The organism is Burkholderia cenocepacia, from assembly GCF_014211915.1.
In the GTDB taxonomy this organism is placed as follows: domain Bacteria; phylum Pseudomonadota; class Gammaproteobacteria; order Burkholderiales; family Burkholderiaceae; genus Burkholderia; species Burkholderia orbicola.
Map to the genome: position 1 here is coordinate 992608 of NZ_CP060039.1, position 19578 is coordinate 1012185.

Genomic DNA, 19578 nt, shown 5'->3' on the forward strand with positions numbered 1-19578 from the left:
GGGGTATTCGGAAAGGATAGGCCGGCGGCAGGACAATGCGCGGCGGCGGCAGGGCGACCGGGCGGCGCTAGTGGCCGGACTGGTCGTTCGAGCGCGGCGCGTGCTGGTAGAAGCCGCGCATCAGGTCGATCAGCGAATCGCGATCGGCGCCGTTGACGCGGTTGAGCGCGCTCGTCGGGCCGTGGATCAGCTTGTTGGTCAGCGCCTGCGACAGGGCTTCGAGCACGGCGGCCGGATCGTCACCGCGCGCGAGCAGCTTCTGCGCCTTTTCGACTTCGGCCCGGCGCAATGCGTCGGCCTGCGTATGCATGTGACGGATCACCGGCACGACGCTGCGCGTGTCGAGCCATTGCATGAAATTCTGCACGCGGGTTTCGATGATCGCCTCGGCCTGGGCAACCGCGGCCTGGCGCGATGCGTTGCCTTCGCGCACGATCGCGCCGAGATCGTCGACGGTGTACAGGAACACGTCCTTCAGCTTGCCGACTTCGGGCTCGATGTCGCGCGGCACCGCGAGGTCGACCATGAAGATCGGCCGGTGGCGGCGCGCCTTAACCGCGCGCTCGACCGCACCGAGACCGATGATCGGCAGCGTCGACGCGGTGCACGACACGATGATGTCGAATTCGTGCATGCGGGTGGGCAGGTCGGCCAGCGGCATCGCGCGGCCGTTGAAGCGTTCGGCGAGCCGCTGGCCGCGTTCGGCCGTGCGGTTCGCGACGACGAGCTCACGCGGGCCTTGCGCGGCGAAGTGCGTCGCGCACAGCTCGATCATTTCGCCCGCGCCGATGAACAGCACACGCTGATCCGACACCTTTTCGAAGATCCGCTGCGCGAGGCGCACCGCGGCGGCGGCCATCGACACCGACTGCGTGCCGATTTCGGTCGTGCCGCGCACTTCCTTCGCCACCGCGAACGTGCGCTGGAACAGCTGGTTCAGATAAGTGCCGAGCGCGCCCGCTTCGGTCGCGGTGCGAACGGCATCCTTCATCTGGCCCAGAATCTGGGTCTCGCCGAGCACCATCGAATCGAGGCCGGACGCGACGCGAAACGCGTGCCGGACCGCTTCCGACTGCGGCAGCGCATAGACGTGCGGCGCGAGTTCGTCGACCGGAATCCGGTGATATTCCGACAGCCAGCGGACCGCGCCTTCACGAGCAGCACGATCGTCGGTCGCGCAATACAGCTCGGTGCGGTTGCAGGTGGAGAGGATCGCCGCCTCGGGCGTATTGGGCGCCTGCGGGCCGAGGAACACGTTCTTGAACGTGACGAGAGCCGGCTTGATTTGCTCGAGCGGAAACGCCACGCGTTCGCGCAGGGCGACAGGCGCAGTGTGGTGGTTGATTCCGATCGTGAGGAGTTGCATATCGAGGGCTATCGTTTAGCCCCATATTATAGCGTTTCAGCGATTTCCTCACTCGCGGCATACCGCGCATCGGCATGGCGGGGCCGCGAATTTGGGGGCTCGATCGGTACGCGGTCGAGCTGGTAGCCGAAGCCGTAGAGCGGCAACAGCCGGTAGCCGCGCTCCGGAAGCAACTGCAATTTGCTGCGCAGCCGGGACGCGTGCGTGTCGAGCGTGCGCGACTTCATGTCGCGGCGGCGCGCCCATACCGTTTCGAGGATGTGGGCCCGCGACACGGGCCGCGACAGGTTCGTGAACAGCAACTGTGCGAAACGGAACTCCTTCGGCGTGAGTGAAACGATTGCGTCGCCGAAACGGACGAGGCAATGCGTGGCGTCGAACGTGTATTCGCCATACATTTCGCGCGAGCGGGTGGGCGGCCGCCGGACGCCGGCGCGCCGGCTCAGCGCATTGACGCGCGCGAGCAGCTCGGGCCCGCTCACGGGCCGTACGAGACAATCGTCGGCGCCCGCGTGCAGGCACGAGACGATTTCGCTTTCGCGCGCCGACTGCATCACGACGATGGCGGGCAACCCGGGCAGGACCGCCTGCGCGCGCGGAATGACTTCCTGCGCCGGCTGGTCGCCGGCCCAGTGGCCGGTGACCAGCATGTCGCAGGTGTTGTCGGCGGCGAGCCACTCGAAGAATGCGGCGCCGGACGGAAATGCGTGGCACACGTGACCGCCCGCGAAGAGCAGGCGGTTCAGGAGTGCGGTATGACGCGACTCCGGATCGATCAGAGCGATTCGCATGAGAATTTCTTCAATATGGCAGCCGGTGTGCGCTTGCCATAACGTCGAGTCGGCCCCTACACTCGAATGTTCGCGGCGCCCGGCTGGTCTCGGGTTCGATGGATGAATCGATGCTAGCCGCTGGTAACGTTCACGCCTATGGGACGAATCTGAATTTATAGAAGGCGTCGAATGAACTGGTTTGGAATCCTTGTCCTGGGAGCAGCCGTCGGGCTGTTCGGCCGCTGGCTGCATCCGATGCGGCGCACGGGCCGGCCCGCGTGGTGGATCGCGGTGCTCGTCGGCATCGTGGGCGCGGCCGCCGCCCGCATGGTCGGCAATCTCTCGGGACTGTTTTACGATGGCGAGACGCTCGAATGGCCGGTCTGCACCGGCGTCGCGTTCCTCGCCGTAGCCGTGACGGTCGCGCTGTCGGCCCGTCGCTGAATGCTCTCAGGTGAAATCATGAATGCCCGTCTCCCCGAAGTCTCGCCGGTGCCGGCCCGTCTCGCGCTGTTGCGCGACGCCATGGTCCGCGAGAACCTGGCCGCTTATCTCGTGCCGTCCGCCGATCCCCATCTGTCCGAATACCTTCCCGAACGCTGGCAGGCGCGCCGCTGGCTGTCCGGCTTCACGGGCTCGGTCGGCACGCTGGTCGTGACCGCGGATTTCGCGGGGTTGTGGGTCGACAGCCGCTACTGGGTGCAGGCCGACGCCGAGCTGGCGGGCACGGGCGTGCAGCTGATGAAGATGACGGGCGGGCAGCAAAGCGCACCGCACGTCGACTGGCTCGCACAGAACGTGGCGGCCGGCGCGACGGTCGGGGTCGACGGCGCGGTGCTCGGCGTCGCGGCCGCGCGCGGGCTGACGGCCGCGCTGAGCGCGCGCGGCATCGCGCTGCGTACCGACGTCGACCTGCTCGACGCGATCTGGCCCGAGCGGCCGGGGCTGCCCGGCGACGCGGTGTTCGAGCACGTGGCGCCGCAGGCCGACACGACGCGCGCGAGCAAGCTGGCCGAGGTGCGCCGCGCGATGCACGCGCACGGCGCGCAGTGGCATTTCGTGTCGACGCTCGACGATCTCGCATGGCTGTTCAACCTGCGTGGCGCCGACGTCAACTTCAATCCAGTGTTCGTTGCGCACGCAATGATCGGCGCCGAGCGCGCGACGCTGTTCGTCGCCGACGGCAAGGTGCCGCCTGCGCTGGCCGCGTCGCTCGCACAGGATGGCGTCGACGTCCGCGCCTACGACGCCGCGCGCGCGTCGCTCGCGGCGCTGCCCGACGGCGCGACGCTGCTGATCGACCCGCGCCGCGTGACGTTCGGCACGCTCGAGGCCGTGCCGGCCGGCGTGAAGCTCGTCGAGGCCGTGAATCCGTCGACGTTCGCGAAGTCGCGCAAGACGTCCGCCGAGATCGAGCACGTGCGCGTGACGATGGAGCACGACGGCGCCGCGCTCGCGGAATTCTTCGCGTGGTTCGAACAGGCGGTGAACCGCGAGACGATCACCGAACTGACGATCGAGGAAAAGCTCACGGCCGCGCGCGCCCGACGCCCCGGCTATGTGTCGGCGAGCTTCGCGACGATCGCCGGCTTCAACGCGAACGGCGCGATGCCTCACTACCACGCGACGCGGGAGTCGCACGCGACGATCGCCGGCGACGGCCTGCTGTTGATCGACTCGGGCGGCCAGTACATGACGGGCACGACCGACATCACGCGCGTCGTGCCGGTCGGCACCGTGAGCGACCTGCAGCGGCGCGATTTCACGATCGTGCTGAAGTCGATGATGGCGCTGTCGCGCGCTCGTTTCCCGCGCGGCATCCGCTCGCCGATGCTCGACGCGATCGCGCGTGCGCCGATGTGGGCGGCCGGGCTCGACTACGGCCACGGCACCGGGCATGGCGTCGGTTACTTCCTGAACGTGCATGAGGGCCCGCAGGTCATTTCGCACTACGCGCCGGCCGAGCCGTACACGGCGATGGAAGAGGGGATGATCACGTCGATCGAGCCGGGCGTGTACCGCCCGGGCCAGTGGGGCATCCGGATCGAGAACCTGGTCGTGAACCGTGCGGCCGGGAAGACGGAATTCGGCGACTTCCTCGCGTTCGAGACGCTGACGCTGTGCCCGATCGACACGCGCTGCGTGCTGATCGAGATGCTGCACGACGAAGAGCGCGCGTGGCTGAACACGTATCACGCGACGGTGCGCGAGCGCGTCGGCCGGCATGTGAGCGGCGACGCGAAGGCGTGGCTCGACGCGCGCACGCAGCCGGTCTGACGCAACGCATGGTAACGGCCGGATAGCGATCCGGTAACGATCGAACGACGGCCGGCCGATAACAGCGAGGGCAAGCAATGGCAGACACCGCGGTGATCGTGGTCGACATGCAGCGCGGGCTGGTGGAGCGGGCGCAGCCCGCGTACCGGCTCGACGACGTGGTGTCGGGCATCAACCGGTTGACGGCGGCGGCGCGTGCGGCGAACGCGCCGGTGTGCTTCGTGCAGCACGACGGCGACGCGGACGACGACGTCGTGCCCGGCACGCCGGGCTGGGAACTGCATGCGGGGCTGGTCGTCGGTCGAGACGACTGGCGCGTGCGCAAGCAGGCGAGCGATTCGTTTCACGACACGCCGCTCGCGGCGCAGCTCGATCGCCACGGTATCCGCTCGGTGCTGATCTGCGGCTATGCGACCGAGTTTTGCGTCGATTCGGCCGCGCGCCGTGCCGCGCTGCTCGGCTACCGGACGACCGTCGTGTCCGACCTGCACACGACGAACGAGCGCGCCCACCTGTCGGCGGCGCAGATCGTCGCGCACCATCACTTCATCTGGAACAACAATTCGCTGTCGGGCAACGCGGTGACGCCGCGTTCGCTCGCGGACGTGCTCGCTACGGAGTTCGCATGACGATCAAGGCAGTGGTGTTCGATTTCGGCGGGGTGCTGATCGACTGGAGCCCCGAGTACCTTTACCGCGAACTGATTCCCGACGCCGCCGAGCGTCGCTGGTTCCTCACGCACGTGTGCGCGATGGACTGGGTCGTCCGCCAGGACGGCGGGCAGACGATCGAGGAAGGCACGGCCGAACTCGTCGCGAAGTTTCCGGAGCACGAAGCGCTGATCCGCGCGTTCTATGCGCGCTGGCACGAGATGATCGGCGGCGTGCTCGACGAGGGCGCGGCGCTCGTCGACCGGCTGGAAGCGCAGGGGATGCCGCTGTTCGGGCTGACGAACTGGTCCGCGCAGACGTTTCCATATGCCTGGGACAACTTCCCGGTGCTGCGCCGGTTCAAGGACATCGTCGTGTCGGGCCGTGTGAAGCTCGTGAAACCCGATCCGGCGATCTACCGCGAGATGCATGCGCGGATCGAGCCGCACCTGCCCGGCATCGCGCCGCACGAGCTCGTGTTCATCGACGACAACGTGCACAACGCGGCGGCCGCGACGGCGCTCGGCTGGCACGGCATTCATCATACGAGCGCGGCGGCGACCGAAGCGCGGCTGCGCGAACTGGGCGCGCTGGTGTAAGCGGCGGGGCGAGCGCCAGGCGAAAAAAAAGCGGGCCATGGGCCCGCTTTTTCGTTGTGCCGTTCCGGATGCGGCCCCCTTCGATCACCTTTGGTGTCCAGCCCCGCGTGAGCGCGAGGCCGGGCGCCCGGGCCGCACCGGTCAGCGGCTGATCGGCTTGTAGCGCAGACGCTTCGGCTTCGCGGCTTCCTCGCCGAGGCGCGCACGCTTGTCGGCTTCGTACTCCTGGTAGTTGCCGTCGAAGAACGTGACCTGCGAATCGCCTTCGAACGCGAGGATGTGCGTTGCGATCCGGTCGAGGAACCAGCGATCGTGCGAGATCACCATCACCGAGCCCGCGAATTCGAGCAGCGCGTCTTCCAGCGCGCGCAGCGTTTCGACGTCGAGGTCGTTCGACGGTTCGTCCAGCAGCAGCACGTTGCCGCCGGAGATCAGCGTCTTCGCGAGATGTAGGCGGCCGCGTTCGCCGCCGGACAGGTTGCCGACGATCTTCTGCTGGTCGCCGCCCTTGAAGTTGAAGCGGCCGATGTACGCGCGCGACGGCGTTTCGTACTTGCCGACCGTCAGCACGTCGGCGCCGCCCGAGATTTCCTCGAACACCGTCTTCGAACCGTCGAGCGCGTCGCGGCTCTGGTCGACGTACGCGAGCTTCACCGTCGGGCCCATCACGACTTCGCCCGAATCCGGCTGTTCCTTGCCGGTCAGCATCTTGAACAGCGTCGACTTGCCGGCGCCGTTCGGACCGATGATGCCGACGATCGCGCCGGCCGGGATCTTGAAGCTCAGGTTGTCGATCAGCAGGCGGTCGCCGAACGACTTGCTGACGTTCTTGAACTCGATCACTTCGTTGCCGAGGCGTTCGCCGGCCGGAATGAAGATTTCCTGCGTTTCGTTGCGCTTCTGGTATTCCTGGCTGCTCAGTTCCTCGAAGCGGGCGATACGCGCCTTCGACTTCGCCTGGCGGCCCTTCGGGTTCTGGCGCACCCACTCCAGTTCCTTCTTGATCGCCTTCTGGCGTGCCGATTCCGACGCTTCTTCCTGCTTCAGGCGCTCTTCCTTCTGGTCGAGCCAGCTGCTGTAGTTGCCCTTCCACGGAATGCCGTGGCCGCGGTCGAGTTCGAGAATCCACTCGGCCGCGTTGTCGAGGAAATAGCGATCATGGGTGACCGCGACCACGGTGCCCGGGAAGCGCACCAGGAACTGCTCGAGCCAGTCGACCGATTCGGCGTCGAGGTGGTTGGTCGGTTCGTCGAGCAGCAGCATGTCGGGCTTTTCGAGCAGCAGCTTGCACAGGGCGACGCGGCGCTTTTCACCGCCCGACAGGTGCTCGATCTTCGCGTCCCACGGCGGCAGGCGCAGCGCGTCGGCGGCCACTTCGAGCTGCTGCTCGGGGCTGCCGCCGTCGCTCGACGCGAGAATCGCCTCGTACTTCGCCTGCTCGGCCGCGAGCGCGTCGAAGTCGGCGTCCGGCTCGGCGTACGCCGCGTAGATTTCTTCCAGCTTCTTGTTCGCCTGGAACAGGTCGCCGAGGCCTTCCTCGACGGCTTCGCGCACGGTCTTCGTCGGGTCGAGCTGCGGTTCCTGCGGCAGGTAGCCGATGTTCAGGTTCGGCATCGGCGTGGCTTCGCCTTCGATGTCCTTGTCGACGCCCGCCATGATGCGGATCAGCGTCGACTTGCCCGAGCCGTTCAGGCCGAGCACGCCGATCTTCGCGCCGGGAAAGAACGACAGCGAGATGTCCTTCAGGATCTGGCGCTTGGGCGGCACGATCTTGCCGACCCGGTTCATCGTGAAAACGTATTGGGCCATTTCGGTGTGAAAGTCAGAAGTGGTTGGGACGGCCGCGCAGCGCGCGGGCGTGGCGGCGTCGGGTGATTCGGTACGGAGCGTGCCGCGCGGGGCGCGGCGGTGCGAGCGCGTATTGTACTTCGCCGCCGGTTGCCGCTGGCGCGGTGCAGGCCATTCGGCCGACCTTCGCTTACAGCCACGCGGCGACGCCGCCGTGCCCCGAGCACGTGCCGCGCCGGTGACGGCTGAAGCTGTACGTGCCGTCGCGGCAGCGCGCGCTCGCACCCTCCGGCACGCGCCCTGATTTCGAATGGGCGGGCGCGTGCACGGTTTCGCCGTCGCGGTTGCGATACGTGTCGTGACGGTCGAGATCGGCTTCGTTGCCGTAGCCGGGTGATGCGCGATAGGCGTGCGCGGCAGGGGCAACGCGGCGCCCGCGACGAACAGCGCGGCGGACAGGGTCGCGATATGGGTCGCACGGCGGAGCAGGGCACGCATGGTCTCTCTCGTTCGGTTCGTTGTTATCGAGGTCGGGCAATGTCGAGCCGATGGCCCGCGCCGCATGTTAGCGGATCGACGCGGCGCCGCCGCGCGACGCTAGGCCGCGCCGGTCATCGACGCCGCGCCGTCGGCCTGCGCGGCATCGAGAATCCAGCGGCGGAACGCGGCAACCTTCGGCCGTTCCGCGTGATGCGGCGGATAGACGAGGTAGTACGCGAAATCGTCGAGCCACGCGACGTCGGCAAGCTGCACGAGCCGGCCGCTCGCCAGCTCGCCGCGCACCATCGCGGCCGGCAGCAGCCCGGCGCCCTGGCCGGCGACGATCGCCTGCAGCAGCAGGCCCGAATCGTCGAACGCGGGGCCGCGCGGCGGGCCGAAATCGTCGATCCGCTGCGCGCCGAACCAGATGTGCCAGCCCTTGCGTTCGGCGTCGTGCAACTGCGGCCAGCCGACGAGCTCGGCCGGCGTCGCCGGCATGCCGAGCCGCGCGACGAGGTCGGGCGACGCGAGCGCGACGATTTCCACCGTCAACAGGCGTTCGCTGCACAGCCCGATGTAGCGCCCGAGGCCGTGGCGGATCGCGACGTCGACGCCGTCGCGCGCGAAATCCGCGAGCGCGTGGCTCGTGAGAACCTGCAGGTCGACGTCCGGGCACGCCTGCCGGAACTGCGCGAGGCGCGGGACCAGCCACGCGGACGCGAAGAACGGCGTGACGCTCACCGTCAGCACGCCGCTGTCGGCGGCGCCCGACACGCGCTGCGACGCATCGGCGATCTGCCGGAACGCGTTGCGCACGGGCGGCAGGTAGTCGCGACCGGCGGCCGTCAGCAGGATGCCGCGGTTCACGCGCTCGAACAGTTGCACGCCGAGATGCGTCTCGAGGGTGCGGATCATCTGGCTCACCGCGCCGGGCGTGACCGACAGCTCCTCGGCCGCGGACTTCACCGACAAGTGGCGGGCGGCGGCTTCGAACGCGCGCAACGCGTTGAGCGGCGGCAGACGGGAGCGAGTCATTCAGTTTTTCTAAAGCGAAAGGTCGACGAAATATCGTTTGAGACGACGTGTATGCGCGCGTACCGTTGACGCATCGGATCGCCTGTTTCGCGGCTGCCTGTCGGGTGCCGATCGGCGGCCGATGTGATCAACATAGTTCAACTATATCCACGGGGCAATCCGGACGCCGCCCGGCAGCCGGTGGAACCTGAAAGGAGCATCGTCATGAACCGCCCGGGCGCATCACGCGTTTTCCATGGCTGGTACGTGGTGGTGGCCGCGTTCGCCGTCACGTTCGTCGGGTTCGGCAGCGCCTATACGTTCAGTGCGTTCGTCGAATCGCTGCAGCGGGATTTCGCCGCGTCGCGCGGCCAGATCTCGCTCGTGTTCTCGCTCGCTGGCTTCCTGTACTTCGGCTTCGGCATCGTCAGCGGGCCGCTGGCCGATCGTTTCGGCTCGCGGCGGCTCGCCGTCGCCGGGATGCTGCTGACCGGCGCGGGGCTCGCGGCGGCCGGCGCGGCGCATACGCTGCTGCAGGTCTATGTCGCGTACGGGCTCGGTGTCGGGTTCGGCGTCGGCTGCGCATACGTGCCGGCCGTCGGCGCGGTCCAGCGCTGGTTCGTGCGCCGGCGCGGGTTCGCGTCGGGGCTCGCGGTCGCGGGGATCGGCGTGGGCACGCTGGTGATGCCGCCGCTCGCGTCCGCGCTGATCGCGCAGGTCGGCTGGCGCGGCGCGTATTTCACGCTCGCCGCGCTCGTGATCGTGCTGGGAGCCGGCATGTCGCTGCTGATCGAGAACGACCCGCGCGGGCGGGGGCTGTTGCCGGACGGCGATGTCGCCCGGGACGGCGGCGGCCGGAATGCCGGCGCTTCCCCGCCCGCGGCCGCGAGCATACCAGCCGGCGCGACGGTGCGCGAAGCCGTCACGTCGCGGCCGTTCGTGGGCCTGTACGCGGCCTGCCTCGTCTGCTCGTTCGGCGTGTTCGTCCCGTTCGTTCATCTCGTGCCGTACGCGCTCGATCACGGCGTCGCGCCGTCGACGGCTGTGCTGCTGCTCGGCGCGATCGGCGTCGGCAGCACGGCCGGTCGCTTCTTCCTCGGCGGCCTGGCCGACCGCTTCGGCCGCCGCGCGTCGCTGCTCGCGATGTTCGCCGGCATGGCCGTCGCGCTGGTCGCGTGGGCGGGCGCCGGCACCGTCGCGACGCTGGCCGGGTTCGCGCTCGTGTTCGGCGTGTTCTACGGCGGCTGGGTCGCCGTGCTGCCGGCGGTCGTGATGGACTATTTCGGCGGGCGCAACGTGAGCGCGATCATCGGCATACTGTACACGAGCGTCGCGTTCGGCACGCTGATCGGGCCGGCCGCCGCCGGCTTCATCTACGACGCGGGCGGCGGCTACCTCGTGCCGATCCTCGCGAGCGCCGCCGCGAATGCGATTGCGTTCGCGATCGTCGCGACCACCGGGCGTGTGCCGGCCGCCGCGCGTGCGGCCGGCGGATAGCGCCACCCGGCTGGGCGTGTCGCGCGATTTCCGGTAGGGTGGCCGGACCGTCAACCATCGACGCTCGGTCGGGGAGGCATCGTGACATTCGACGAAGTCCGGCAGATCGCACTGGCGTGGCGCGGCGTCGAGGACGGCACGTCGTACGGCACGCCCGCGCTCAAGGTGAAGGGCAAGCTGCTCGCGCGGCTGCGCGAGGACGGCGACACGCTCGTCGTGAAGGGCGTCGGCCCCGACGAGCGCGCATGGCTGATCGAGTCGGCGCCCGACGTGTATTACGTGACCGATCACTATGTCGGCTGGCCGATCGTGCTGGTGCGCCTGTCGGCCGCGCATCCCGACGCCGTGAAAAACCTGCTTCTGCGAGAATGGCGCGCCATCGTGCCGGAGAAGTGGCGGGACGACGCCGCCCGCGGCGCGAACTGAACGGCGCGCCGGACGCGCGGGCCGCTGCGGAACCGGATCAAGCGTTGCATCGGTTCGTATCGATGCAACGAGTGGTTCCATCGAAATTCTTCAATTGGTTCTTAGTGAAGAACCGTTTGATGCTTACACTCCTTCGCTTCGAAGGCGGCTGACGACAGCCGACGGAACGGGCGTACGCGATGCGCCGGCGCCCGGTGCGCCGCATCGCACCCGCAGCTTCGCAGACTGCGCGGACGACCCGACCGGAACGGCCCCATCCGGCCCATGCCCGTGTGCGACGCACGCGCGGCCGCGACCGGATTCAAGAACGACAACTCCCCGCGCCGCCTTCACGCGACACCCGGTCGTACCGGAACCGTTTTTTGGAGAGAGACAGATGAGTGGAAGCAACACAGGCCTCGGCACTGGCCTGAAGCAGCGTCACGTGACGATGATGTCGATTGCCGGCGTGATCGGCGCGGGCTTGTTCGTCGGCTCCGGCCACGCGATCGCGGAAGCCGGGCCGGCATCGATACTCGCGTATGCGATTGCGGGCGTGCTGGTCGTGCTGGTGATGCGCATGCTCGGCGAAATGGCCGTCGCGCATCCGGACAGCGGGTCGTTCTCGACCTATGCCGATCGCGCGATCGGCCACTGGGCCGGCTTCACGATCGGCTGGCTGTACTGGTGGTTCTGGGTGCTGGTGATCCCGATCGAGGCGACCGCCGCTGCGACCATCCTCAATGCGTGGTTCCCGGGCATCGCGACGTGGATCTTCGCGCTCGGCATCACGCTGCTGCTCACCGTCACCAATCTCTTCTCCGTCAAGAACTACGGCGAATTCGAATTCTGGTTCGCGCTGATCAAGGTCGTCGCGATCGTCGTGTTCCTGTGCATCGGCGGTGCGGCGATCGTCGGCATCATTCCGGCGCCGGCCGTGTCGGGCGTGTCGAACCTGTTCGTGCACGACGGCTTCATGCCGCACGGCGCGAGCGCGGTGCTCGCGGCGATGCTGACGACGATGTTCTCGTTCCTCGGCACCGAGATCGTGACGATCGCGGCCGCCGAATCGGACAACCCGCAACGCCAGATCGTGCGCGCGACCAACTCGGTCATCTGGCGTATCACGCTGTTCTATCTCGGCTCGATCCTCGTCGTCGCGGCCATCGTGCCGTGGAACGACCCGCTGCTGCCGAAGCACGGCTCGTATCAGCGCGCGATGGAGCTGATCGGCGTCCCGAACGCGAAGGCGATCATCGACGTGATCGTGCTCGTGTCGGTCGCGAGCTGCCTGAATTCGGCGCTGTACACCGCGTCGCGGATGCTGTTCTCGCTGTCCCGGCGCAAGGACGCGCCCGCCTTCCTGCATCGCACCGATTCGACCGGCACGCCGCGTGCGGCCGTGCTTGCGTCGACCGCGTTCGGCTTCCTGACCGTGATCGCGAACTACCTGATGCCGGAGCAGGTGTTCGGCTTCCTGCTCGCGACGTCGGGCGCGATCGCGCTGCTCGTGTATCTCGTGATCGCGATCTCGCAACTGCGGATGCGCAAGACGCTCGAATCGGGCGGCGCGGACCTGACGCTGCGGATGTGGCTGTTCCCGTGGCTCACGTGGGCCGTGATCCTGTTCATCTGCGGCACGCTGACCGTGATGTTCGTCAGCGAGGAGCACCGGATGGAAGTCGGCGCGACGGCCGTGCTGGCGTTGATCGTGCTGCTCGCGTCGTGGCTGAACAAGCGCGGCCGCGATGCGCGGGCGAACGCGGGGCGCCGGGTGTCGGCGACGTGATCTGATCGAATGATGTAACGGCGGGGCGGCGGCCCCGCTCATGAACATGGCCTGACCGGCATTTGCCGGCCGGGCCATTTTGCTTTCGACGACGGACGGATGTCGTTGCGAGTACCGGCCGCGCGGCATCGATCCTGGGCGACGCGCGCTGCTGCGTGTCGGCGGGAACGTCGTCTGCCGAAACGATCGTCGCCTATACTCGACGAGAAGAAAAATCGCGGGGGTGGGCGATGGGGACGGTGCACGGATCGGGCAGTCGCGCGGTCGACGCGCGGCGCGTCGGCACGTATGCAGCCGCGGTACTCGCGCTGCAGATCGTCGTGCTGGCTGTCTGGGCGATGAGGTACTACGGCTGGCACGATCGCTCGTCCCCGATGGTCGGCTCGGACTTCGCGATTTTCTGGGCGGCGGCCCGTGTCGCGATCGAGCACGGCGCCGCGGCGATCTTCTCGCCCGGGTGGATGCAGCCGATCGAAGCCGCCCTGCGGCCGTTCGACGACTTCGCTCCGTGGCCGTATCCGCCGACGTTCCTGCTCGTCATCCTCCCGTTCGGCTTCGTGCCGTTCGTCTTCGCGCTCGTGGTGTTCGCGACACTGCAGATCGCCTGTTATGCGGCGGTCGTCGCGCGTGTCGTGCGCCCGCTCGACACGCAGCTGCGCGTCGCGATTGCCGCATTTCCGGGGCTGCTCGGCGCGGCGCTCACGATGCAAAATTCCTTCATGACGGTCGCGGCGGCGGCCGCGGCGCTGCTCCTGCTCGAATCGAGCCCGGTTCTGGCGGGCGCATGCATTGCGGTGCTGATCGTGAAGCCGCAATTCGGCGTGCTGTTCCCGTTGGCGCTCATCTGTGGCCGTCACTGGAAGGCGTTGATATCGGCCGGCGCGTTCAGCACCGGCATCGTCGCGGTGTCGCTGGCGGCGTTTGGCGTGCGGGCGTGGGCCGCGTTTTTCGCGTTCATGCCGGCGTTCCACCACAACGTGGTCGAGTACGGCGACACGCTTCGGCGGGCCATGCCGTCGACGATCTCGCTCGCCCGGGCAGCCGGGCTGTCCGTCGGGCCAGCCTATGCCGTGCATGCGGTCGTCGGGGTACTGGCGGTCGCGGCGGTCGCCGACGTCTGGATTCGCCGCTCGCGCTTCGCGCTCCGCGCCGCCGCGCTGGCCGCCGGTACGCTGCTCGTGCAGCCTTACTATGTGTACTACGACCTGCTCTGGCTGGTGTTGCCGGTTGCATTCCTGTTGCTGGACGCGCGGAACGTCCCGTTGCGCCGAGCCGAGATCGTGATCGTCGTGCTGGCCTGGCTCGCGCCGGCGCAGGCCTTCGTCGCGGTGATCAGCGGCACGGGTTGGCCGGTCGCGTCGGCGATGCTCGTCGCGCTGCTCGCGATGATCGTGCGCCGGAGTCGCGAGCCGGCGCTGGTGGCTGCGTAGCGGTTGCCGGGTGAGCGGGTGAGCGCATGTTGCTGCAGTCGGTCGACCCGAGCGGAACGATGCCGGGCGCATGAAACAGAAAACCCCTTGCGGCGCCGAGGCCGCAAGGGGTTTTCCGTGTATTGCCGTACTACGCCTGGGGTGATGCGCTCAGACGTTGAACAGGAAGTTCATCACGTCGCCGTCGTGCACGACGTATTCCTTCCCTTCCGCGCGCATCTTGCCGGCTTCCTTCGCGCCTTGCTCGCCCTTGTACGTGACGAAGTCGTCGAACGCGATCGTCTGCGCACGGATGAAGCCGCGCTCGAAGTCGGTGTGGATCACGCCGGCCGCTTGCGGAGCGGTATCGCCGATGTGGATCGTCCACGCGCGCACTTCCTTCACGCCGGCGGTGAAATAGGTCTGCAGGCCGAGCAGCTTGAAGCCCGCGCGGATCACGCGGTCGAGGCCCGGCTCTTCCATGCCCATGTCGGCGAGGAATGCTTCCTTGTCCGCGTCGTCGAGATCGGCGATTTCCGCCTCGATCGCCGCGCATACGGCGACCACCGGCGCGTTTTCGCTTTCCGCGTACTTGCGCACCGCCTCGAGGTGCGGGTTGTTCTCGAAGCCGTCGTCCTTCACGTTGGCGACGTACATCGCCGGCTTCGCGGTGATCAGGCAGAACGGCTTGATCAATGCCTGTTCGTCGTCCGACAGCGCGAGGCCGCGCACGGCCTTGCCCTGGTCGAGTTGCGCGCGCACCTTTTCGAGCACCGCGACGAGTTTCGCCGCTTCCTTGTCGTTGCCCGACTTCGCCGCCTTCGAATAGCGCGTGAGCGCCTTCTCGATGGTGCCGAGGTCGGCGAGCGCGAGTTCGGTGTTGATCACTTCGATGTCGTCGATCGGGCTGACCTTGCCGGCAACGTGAATGACGTTGTCATCCTCGAAGCAGCGCACGACGTGCGTGATTGCATCGGTTTCGCGGATGTTCGCGAGGAACTGGTTGCCGAGGCCTTCACCCTTGCTCGCGCCCGCGACGAGGCCCGCGATGTCGACGAATTCGACGACGGCCGGCACGACACGCTCCGGCTTGACGATCTCGGAGAGCGCCTTCAGGCGCGTATCGGGCACTTCGACGATGCCGACGTTCGGCTCGATCGTGCAGAACGGGTAGTTCTCGGCGGCGATGCCGGCCTTGGTCAGCGCATTGAACAGGGTGGACTTGCCGACGTTGGGCAAGCCGACGATGCCGCATTTGAGACTCATGGAATCCTTCGGACGGGTGAGGCGGCGCGGCCGGACAGGGCACGGCGGCGCGGGAAAAAAGGGGCGGCCGGCGCGTGGAGCGCGGCGGGCCGACGGTCAAAGACGCTATTGTACCGTGCCGGCGCCCCGGATTCCGGGCTTGCCGCCGAACGGCCGATGCGGCGGGCCGCCGCGCGGGCGCACCGGCCCGCGATTCTGCTGATTTCCCGCAAAGTCCGGCCGCGTAAGGGTTTGGCCCCGCGGCTATAATGCCCGCCATGACTGCCCACCACTCCTTCGACGTCGCCGTGGTCGGCGGCGGGCTCGTCGGCAAGACGGCCGCGCTCGCGCTGACCCAGTCCGGCTACAAGACAGCCTTGCTCGCCCAGCCGGCCACGCCGCGCCCCGCCGATCTCGCGTTCGACACGCGCGTCTACGCACTGTCGTCCAGTTCGCAGGCGTTGCTCGAGCGGCTGCGGGTCTGGCAGGCGCTCGACCACGGCCGGCTCGCGCCGGTCTACGACATGCGCGTGTATGGCGATGCGCATGCCGAACTGCATTTCTCCGCCTACCAGGCGTCCGTGCCGCAGCTCGCCTGGATCGCCGAATCCTCGCTGGTCGAGGCGTCGCTCGACGCCGCGCTGCGGTTCCAGCCGAACCTCACGTGGTTCGACTCGCGTGCGCAGGGCTTCGACGTGCGCGACGACGCGGCCGTGCTGACGCTGTCGTCGGGCCAGGTGCTCGAAGCCGATCTCGTCGTCGGCGCCGACGGCGCGCATTCGTGGGTGCGCTCCCAAATGGGGGCCAGGGTAGAGCGACGCGACTACCGGCAAACGGGCGTCGTCGCGAACTTCAAGGCATCGTTGCCGCACCGCGAGACCGCGTACCAGTGGTTCCACGAAGGCGAGATCGTCGCGCTGCTGCCGCTGCCGGACGGCCACGTGTCGCTCGTGTGGTCCGCGCACACCGCGCACGCGGACGCACTGCTCGCCCTCGATCCGGCGCAGCTCGCGGCCGAGGTCGAGCACGTGTCGCACGGCCAGGTCGGCACGCTCGAATGCGTGACGCCGGCCGCCGGCTTCCCGCTGGCGCTGCAGACCGTCGACAAGCTGATCGCGCCGCGCGTCGCGCTGGTGGGCGATGCCGCGCACCTGATCCACCCGCTCGCGGGGCAGGGGATGAACCTCGGGCTGCGCGACGTCGCCGCGCTCGCCGACGCGATCGCGGGCAAGGAAAGCTTCCGTAATCTCGGCGATACGGTGCTGCTGCGCCGCTACGAACGTTCGCGCCGCGAGGACATCCGCGCGCTGATGGTCGCCACCGACGGCCTGCAGCGGCTGTTCGCGGTGCCGGGCTCGCTCGCGAAGGCGGTGCGCAATGCGGGCATGGCGTTCGTCGGCGCGCAGCCGCTCGTGAAGCGCTGGCTCGTGTCGGCCGCGCTCGGCTGAACGAACCTTCCGCCGCCGCGCCGGTCGGAGACGGTTCCGTTACGGCGTACACTGTGCCGTGCACTCCGATTGAGCTGAAGGAAGATTTCAATGAAAAAAACGATCCGCATCGCGTCGCTGGCGCTGGCCGTCACGATGGCGACGCTCGGCTGCACCGCGCAGGCCGACCAGACCACCGACAAGCTGAAGGCCACGCTGCAAGCCCGTCTCGGCAACGACGCGCCGATCAAGAGCGTGTCGAAATCGCCGGTCGCAGGCCTTTACGAAGTGAACCTCGGCTCGCAGATCATCTATAGCGACGCGGCGGGCGACTACGTGCTGCTCGGCGATCTCGTCGACGCGAAGACGCACAAGAACCTGACCGACGCCCGCCTGTCCGAAATCAACAAGATCGACTTCGCGAGCCTGCCGTTCGCGAATGCGATCAAGATCGTCAAGGGCAACGGCGCCCGCAAGATCGCGGTGTTCTCCGATCCGAACTGCCCGTACTGCAAGAAGCTCGAGACGACGCTGCAGTCGGTCGACAACGTGACCGTCTACACGTTCCTGTACCCGGTGCTGTCGCCGGATTCGACCGCGAAGTCGAAGGCGATCTGGTGCGCGACCGACCGCGCGAAGACGTGGGAAAGCTGGATGCTCGACCATCGCGCGCCGTCCGGCGCCGGTACCTGCGACACCACCGCGCTCGACAAGAACCTCGCGCTCGGCCGCGGGATGAACGTCACGGGCACGCCGACGATCTTTTTGCCGGACGGCCGCCGCCTGCCGGGCGCGGTATCGGCCGACCAGCTCAACCAGGCGCTCGCCTCGAGCAAGTAACCGACTGCACGCCGGGCGCAGCGCCCGGCCAGCGAGGGGCGCCCGCATGATCTGCCGGCGCCTCTCTTCGTTTTCGCCGCCGTATTCGACCGACCGATTGCCACGATGACCCAGCCGATCCGCTATTCGATTGTCCCGAAAGATCTTGCCGCGCACCTGTTCGAAGTGACGGTGACGGTTGCCGGTCCCGATCCCGAAGGCCAGCGTTTCTCGCTGCCGGTATGGATTCCGGGCAGCTATCTCGTGCGCGAGTTCGCGCGCAACATCGTGACGCTGCGCGCGTTCAACGACGCGGGCCGCAAGGTGCGCATCGCGAAGACCGACAAGCACACGTGGCAGGCCGCGCCCGTGACCGGCGCGCTGACGCTGCGCTACGACGTGTATGCATGGGATTTGTCGGTGCGCTCCGCGTATCTCGACGAATCGGGCGGCTTCTTCAACGCGACGGCCGTGTTCCTGAGCGTCGCCGGTCGCGAGGACGCGCCGTGTGAAGTCGACATCGCGAAACCGGCCGGCGCGGCGTTCCGCACGTGGCGCGTCGGCACCGCGCTGCCCGAAGCGGGCGGCACCCGGCGTTACGGGTTCGGCGCGTATCGCGCGGCGAACTATGACGAGCTGTCCGACCATCCGGTGACGATCGGCGAATTCGCGCTCGCGACGTTCGACGCGCACGGCGTGCCGCACGACATCGTGATCGCCGGGCGCGTGACGCAACTCGACCTGGAGCGGCTGCGTACCGATCTGAAGCGTGTGTGCGAAGCGCAGATCGCGCTGTTTGAGCCGAAGTCGAAAAAGGCGCCGATGGATCGCTACGTGTTCATGACGCTCGCGGTCAGCGACGGCTACGGTGGCCTCGAGCATCGCGCATCGACCGCGCTGATCTGCAACCGGACCGACCTGCCGGTGAAGGGGCGACCGGAAACGACGGAAGGCTATCGCACGTATCTCGGCCTCTGCAGCCACGAGTATTTCCACACGTGGAACGTGAAGCGCATCAAGCCGGCGGCGTTCGTGCCGTACGACCTCACGCGCGAGAACTACACGTCGCTGCTGTGGCTGTTCGAGGGCTTCACGTCGTATTACGACGACCTGATGCTGGTGCGCAGCGGGCTGATGTCGCAGGACGACTATTTCGCGGCGCTCGGCCGCACGATCGGCGGCGTGCTGCGCGGCACGGGCCGGCTCAAGCAGAGCGTCGCGGAAAGCTCGTTCGACGCGTGGATCAAGTACTACCGCCAGGACGAGAACGCGACCAACGCGATCGTCAGCTATTACACGAAGGGCTCGCTCGTTGCGCTGGCGTTCGATCTCGCGATCCGCGCGCAGACGCGCAACCGGAAGTCGCTCGACGACGTGATGCGCCTGCTGTGGCAACGCTACGGCCGCGACTTCTATCGCGGCAAGCAGGCGGGTGTGGACGAAAACGAAGTCGAGGCGCTGATCGAGGAGGCGACGGGCGTCGCGCTCGGCCGCCTGTTCGCCGACGCCGTGCAGGGCACGCGCGACCTGCCGCTCGCCGAACTGCTCGCGCCGTTCGGCGTGACGCTGGTCCCCGACGTCGCGACCGGCGCGGCCGCGAAACCGACGATCGGCGCGCGCCTGCGCGGCGGCGCGGACTGCACGTTGGCGGCGGTCTACGAAGGCGGCGCCGCGCATCGCGCGGGGTTGTCGGCCGGCGACACGCTGATCGCGGTCGACGGGCTGCGTGTGACGGGCACGAACCTCGATGCGCTGCTCGCACGCTACCGGCCGGGCGACAAGGTCGAGATTCACGCGTTCCGCCGCGACGAGCTGCGCACCGCGAAGCTGAAGCTCGACGGCCCGGAAGTCACCCGCTACCGGCTGACGGCGGCCGCCAAGCCGGCTGCGGCCACGAAGGCCCGCGAAGCCTGGCTGCAGGGGTAATCGTACGAAAGCGGGTAGCGGGGCGCGATCGGCGATTGTTCTGTTGTTGCAACAATCCGTCGCCCTGAACCCGCTTTTTCGCGGTCATGCGGCCACGCACAATGGCGTCACTCG

The 19578-nt window shown here is 68.0% G+C and carries 16 protein-coding genes and 1 pseudogene; 11 read left to right on the top strand and 6 right to left on the bottom strand.

The annotated features are described in order from the left end of the window. Positions 1–67 precede the first annotated feature (67 nt). Together hemA and SY91_RS04685 are read right to left on the bottom strand one after the other, a co-directional pair. Entirely contained in the window at positions 68–1366 is a 1299-nt protein-coding gene (gene hemA / locus SY91_RS04680) for a glutamyl-tRNA reductase (protein ID WP_006477063.1), read from the bottom strand. A 26-nt stretch (positions 1367–1392) separates the two neighbouring features. Next, positions 1393–2157 carry a response regulator transcription factor gene (locus SY91_RS04685; protein WP_023475755.1) on the bottom strand — a complete coding sequence of 255 codons (765 nt, stop codon included), beginning with the start codon at positions 2155–2157 and terminating at the stop codon, positions 1393–1395. A 171-nt stretch (positions 2158–2328) separates the two neighbouring features. Between SY91_RS04685 and SY91_RS04690 the strand changes: the two genes are divergently transcribed. From SY91_RS04690 to SY91_RS04705, 4 genes are all read left to right on the top strand, one after another. Next, positions 2329–2583, top strand: coding sequence for a hypothetical protein (locus tag SY91_RS04690; RefSeq protein WP_006477062.1), 255 nt, complete (start codon positions 2329–2331; stop codon positions 2581–2583). An 18-nt stretch (positions 2584–2601) separates the two neighbouring features. Next, positions 2602–4416: an aminopeptidase P family protein gene (locus SY91_RS04695; RefSeq protein ID WP_023475756.1), complete on the top strand. Its 1815-nt coding sequence runs from the start codon at positions 2602–2604 to the stop codon at positions 4414–4416. Between the two features lie 77 nt (positions 4417–4493). Continuing rightward, positions 4494–5045: a cysteine hydrolase family protein gene (locus SY91_RS04700; protein WP_006477059.1), complete on the top strand. Its 552-nt coding sequence runs from the start codon at positions 4494–4496 to the stop codon at positions 5043–5045. Further along, positions 5042–5665, top strand: coding sequence for an HAD family hydrolase (locus SY91_RS04705; protein ID WP_006477058.1), 624 nt, complete (start codon positions 5042–5044; stop codon positions 5663–5665). Before SY91_RS04700 ends, SY91_RS04705 begins: the two co-directional genes overlap by 4 nt. Before the next feature lie 141 nt (positions 5666–5806). Here the strand turns inward: SY91_RS04705 and ettA are convergent, their stop codons facing one another. The 3 genes and pseudogenes from ettA to gcvA all read right to left on the bottom strand — a co-directional run bounded on the left by ettA (position 5807) and on the right by gcvA (position 8968). After that, positions 5807–7474, bottom strand: coding sequence for an energy-dependent translational throttle protein EttA (ettA, locus tag SY91_RS04710; protein ID WP_006494122.1), 1668 nt, complete (start codon positions 7472–7474; stop codon positions 5807–5809). 169 nt (positions 7475–7643) lie between these two features. Further along, positions 7644–7951 (bottom strand): annotated as a pseudogene (locus tag SY91_RS04715) (DUF3761 domain-containing protein). Positions 7952–8050: 99 nt separating this feature from the next. Continuing rightward, on the bottom strand, positions 8051–8968 hold the full coding sequence (gene gcvA, locus SY91_RS04720) for a transcriptional regulator GcvA (RefSeq protein WP_006477056.1): 918 nt from the start codon (positions 8966–8968) through the stop codon (positions 8051–8053). 204 nt (positions 8969–9172) lie between these two features. Here gcvA and SY91_RS04725 point away from each other — a divergent pair, with 204 nt between their 5' ends. The 4 genes from SY91_RS04725 (at position 9173) to SY91_RS04740 (ending at position 14068) form a co-directional block, all read left to right on the top strand. Then, positions 9173–10444, top strand: coding sequence for an MFS transporter (locus SY91_RS04725; protein WP_023475757.1), 1272 nt, complete (start codon positions 9173–9175; stop codon positions 10442–10444). Between the two features lie 81 nt (positions 10445–10525). Continuing rightward, a complete protein-coding gene (locus tag SY91_RS04730) occupies positions 10526–10870 on the top strand; it encodes an MmcQ/YjbR family DNA-binding protein (protein ID WP_006477054.1) in 345 nt (114 codons plus the stop codon). Between the two features lie 376 nt (positions 10871–11246). Beyond that, on the top strand, positions 11247–12638 hold the full coding sequence (gene gabP / locus SY91_RS04735; RefSeq protein WP_006477053.1) for a GABA permease: 1392 nt from the start codon (positions 11247–11249) through the stop codon (positions 12636–12638). A gap of 230 nt (positions 12639–12868) precedes the next feature. Beyond that, positions 12869–14068 (top strand): glycosyltransferase family 87 protein, encoded by a 1200-nt coding sequence (locus SY91_RS04740; protein WP_023475761.1) that lies wholly within the window; start codon positions 12869–12871, stop codon positions 14066–14068. Between the two features lie 150 nt (positions 14069–14218). Here SY91_RS04740 and ychF read toward each other — a convergent pair whose 3' ends face one another. Continuing rightward, a complete protein-coding gene (ychF, locus tag SY91_RS04745; RefSeq protein ID WP_006477050.1) occupies positions 14219–15313 on the bottom strand; it encodes a redox-regulated ATPase YchF in 1095 nt (364 codons plus the stop codon). 248 nt (positions 15314–15561) lie between these two features. Between ychF and SY91_RS04750 the strand changes: the two genes are divergently transcribed. The 3 genes from SY91_RS04750 (at position 15562) to SY91_RS04760 (ending at position 19464) form a co-directional block, all read left to right on the top strand. Beyond that, a complete protein-coding gene (locus tag SY91_RS04750; protein WP_023475763.1) occupies positions 15562–16740 on the top strand; it encodes a UbiH/UbiF family hydroxylase in 1179 nt (392 codons plus the stop codon). A gap of 90 nt (positions 16741–16830) precedes the next feature. Next, positions 16831–17559: a DsbC family protein gene (locus tag SY91_RS04755; protein WP_006477048.1), complete on the top strand. Its 729-nt coding sequence runs from the start codon at positions 16831–16833 to the stop codon at positions 17557–17559. A 105-nt stretch (positions 17560–17664) separates the two neighbouring features. Continuing rightward, positions 17665–19464, top strand: a complete 1800-nt coding sequence (locus tag SY91_RS04760; protein ID WP_023475764.1) for a M61 family metallopeptidase — start codon at positions 17665–17667, stop codon at positions 19462–19464. Positions 19465–19578: the final 114 nt, after the last annotated feature.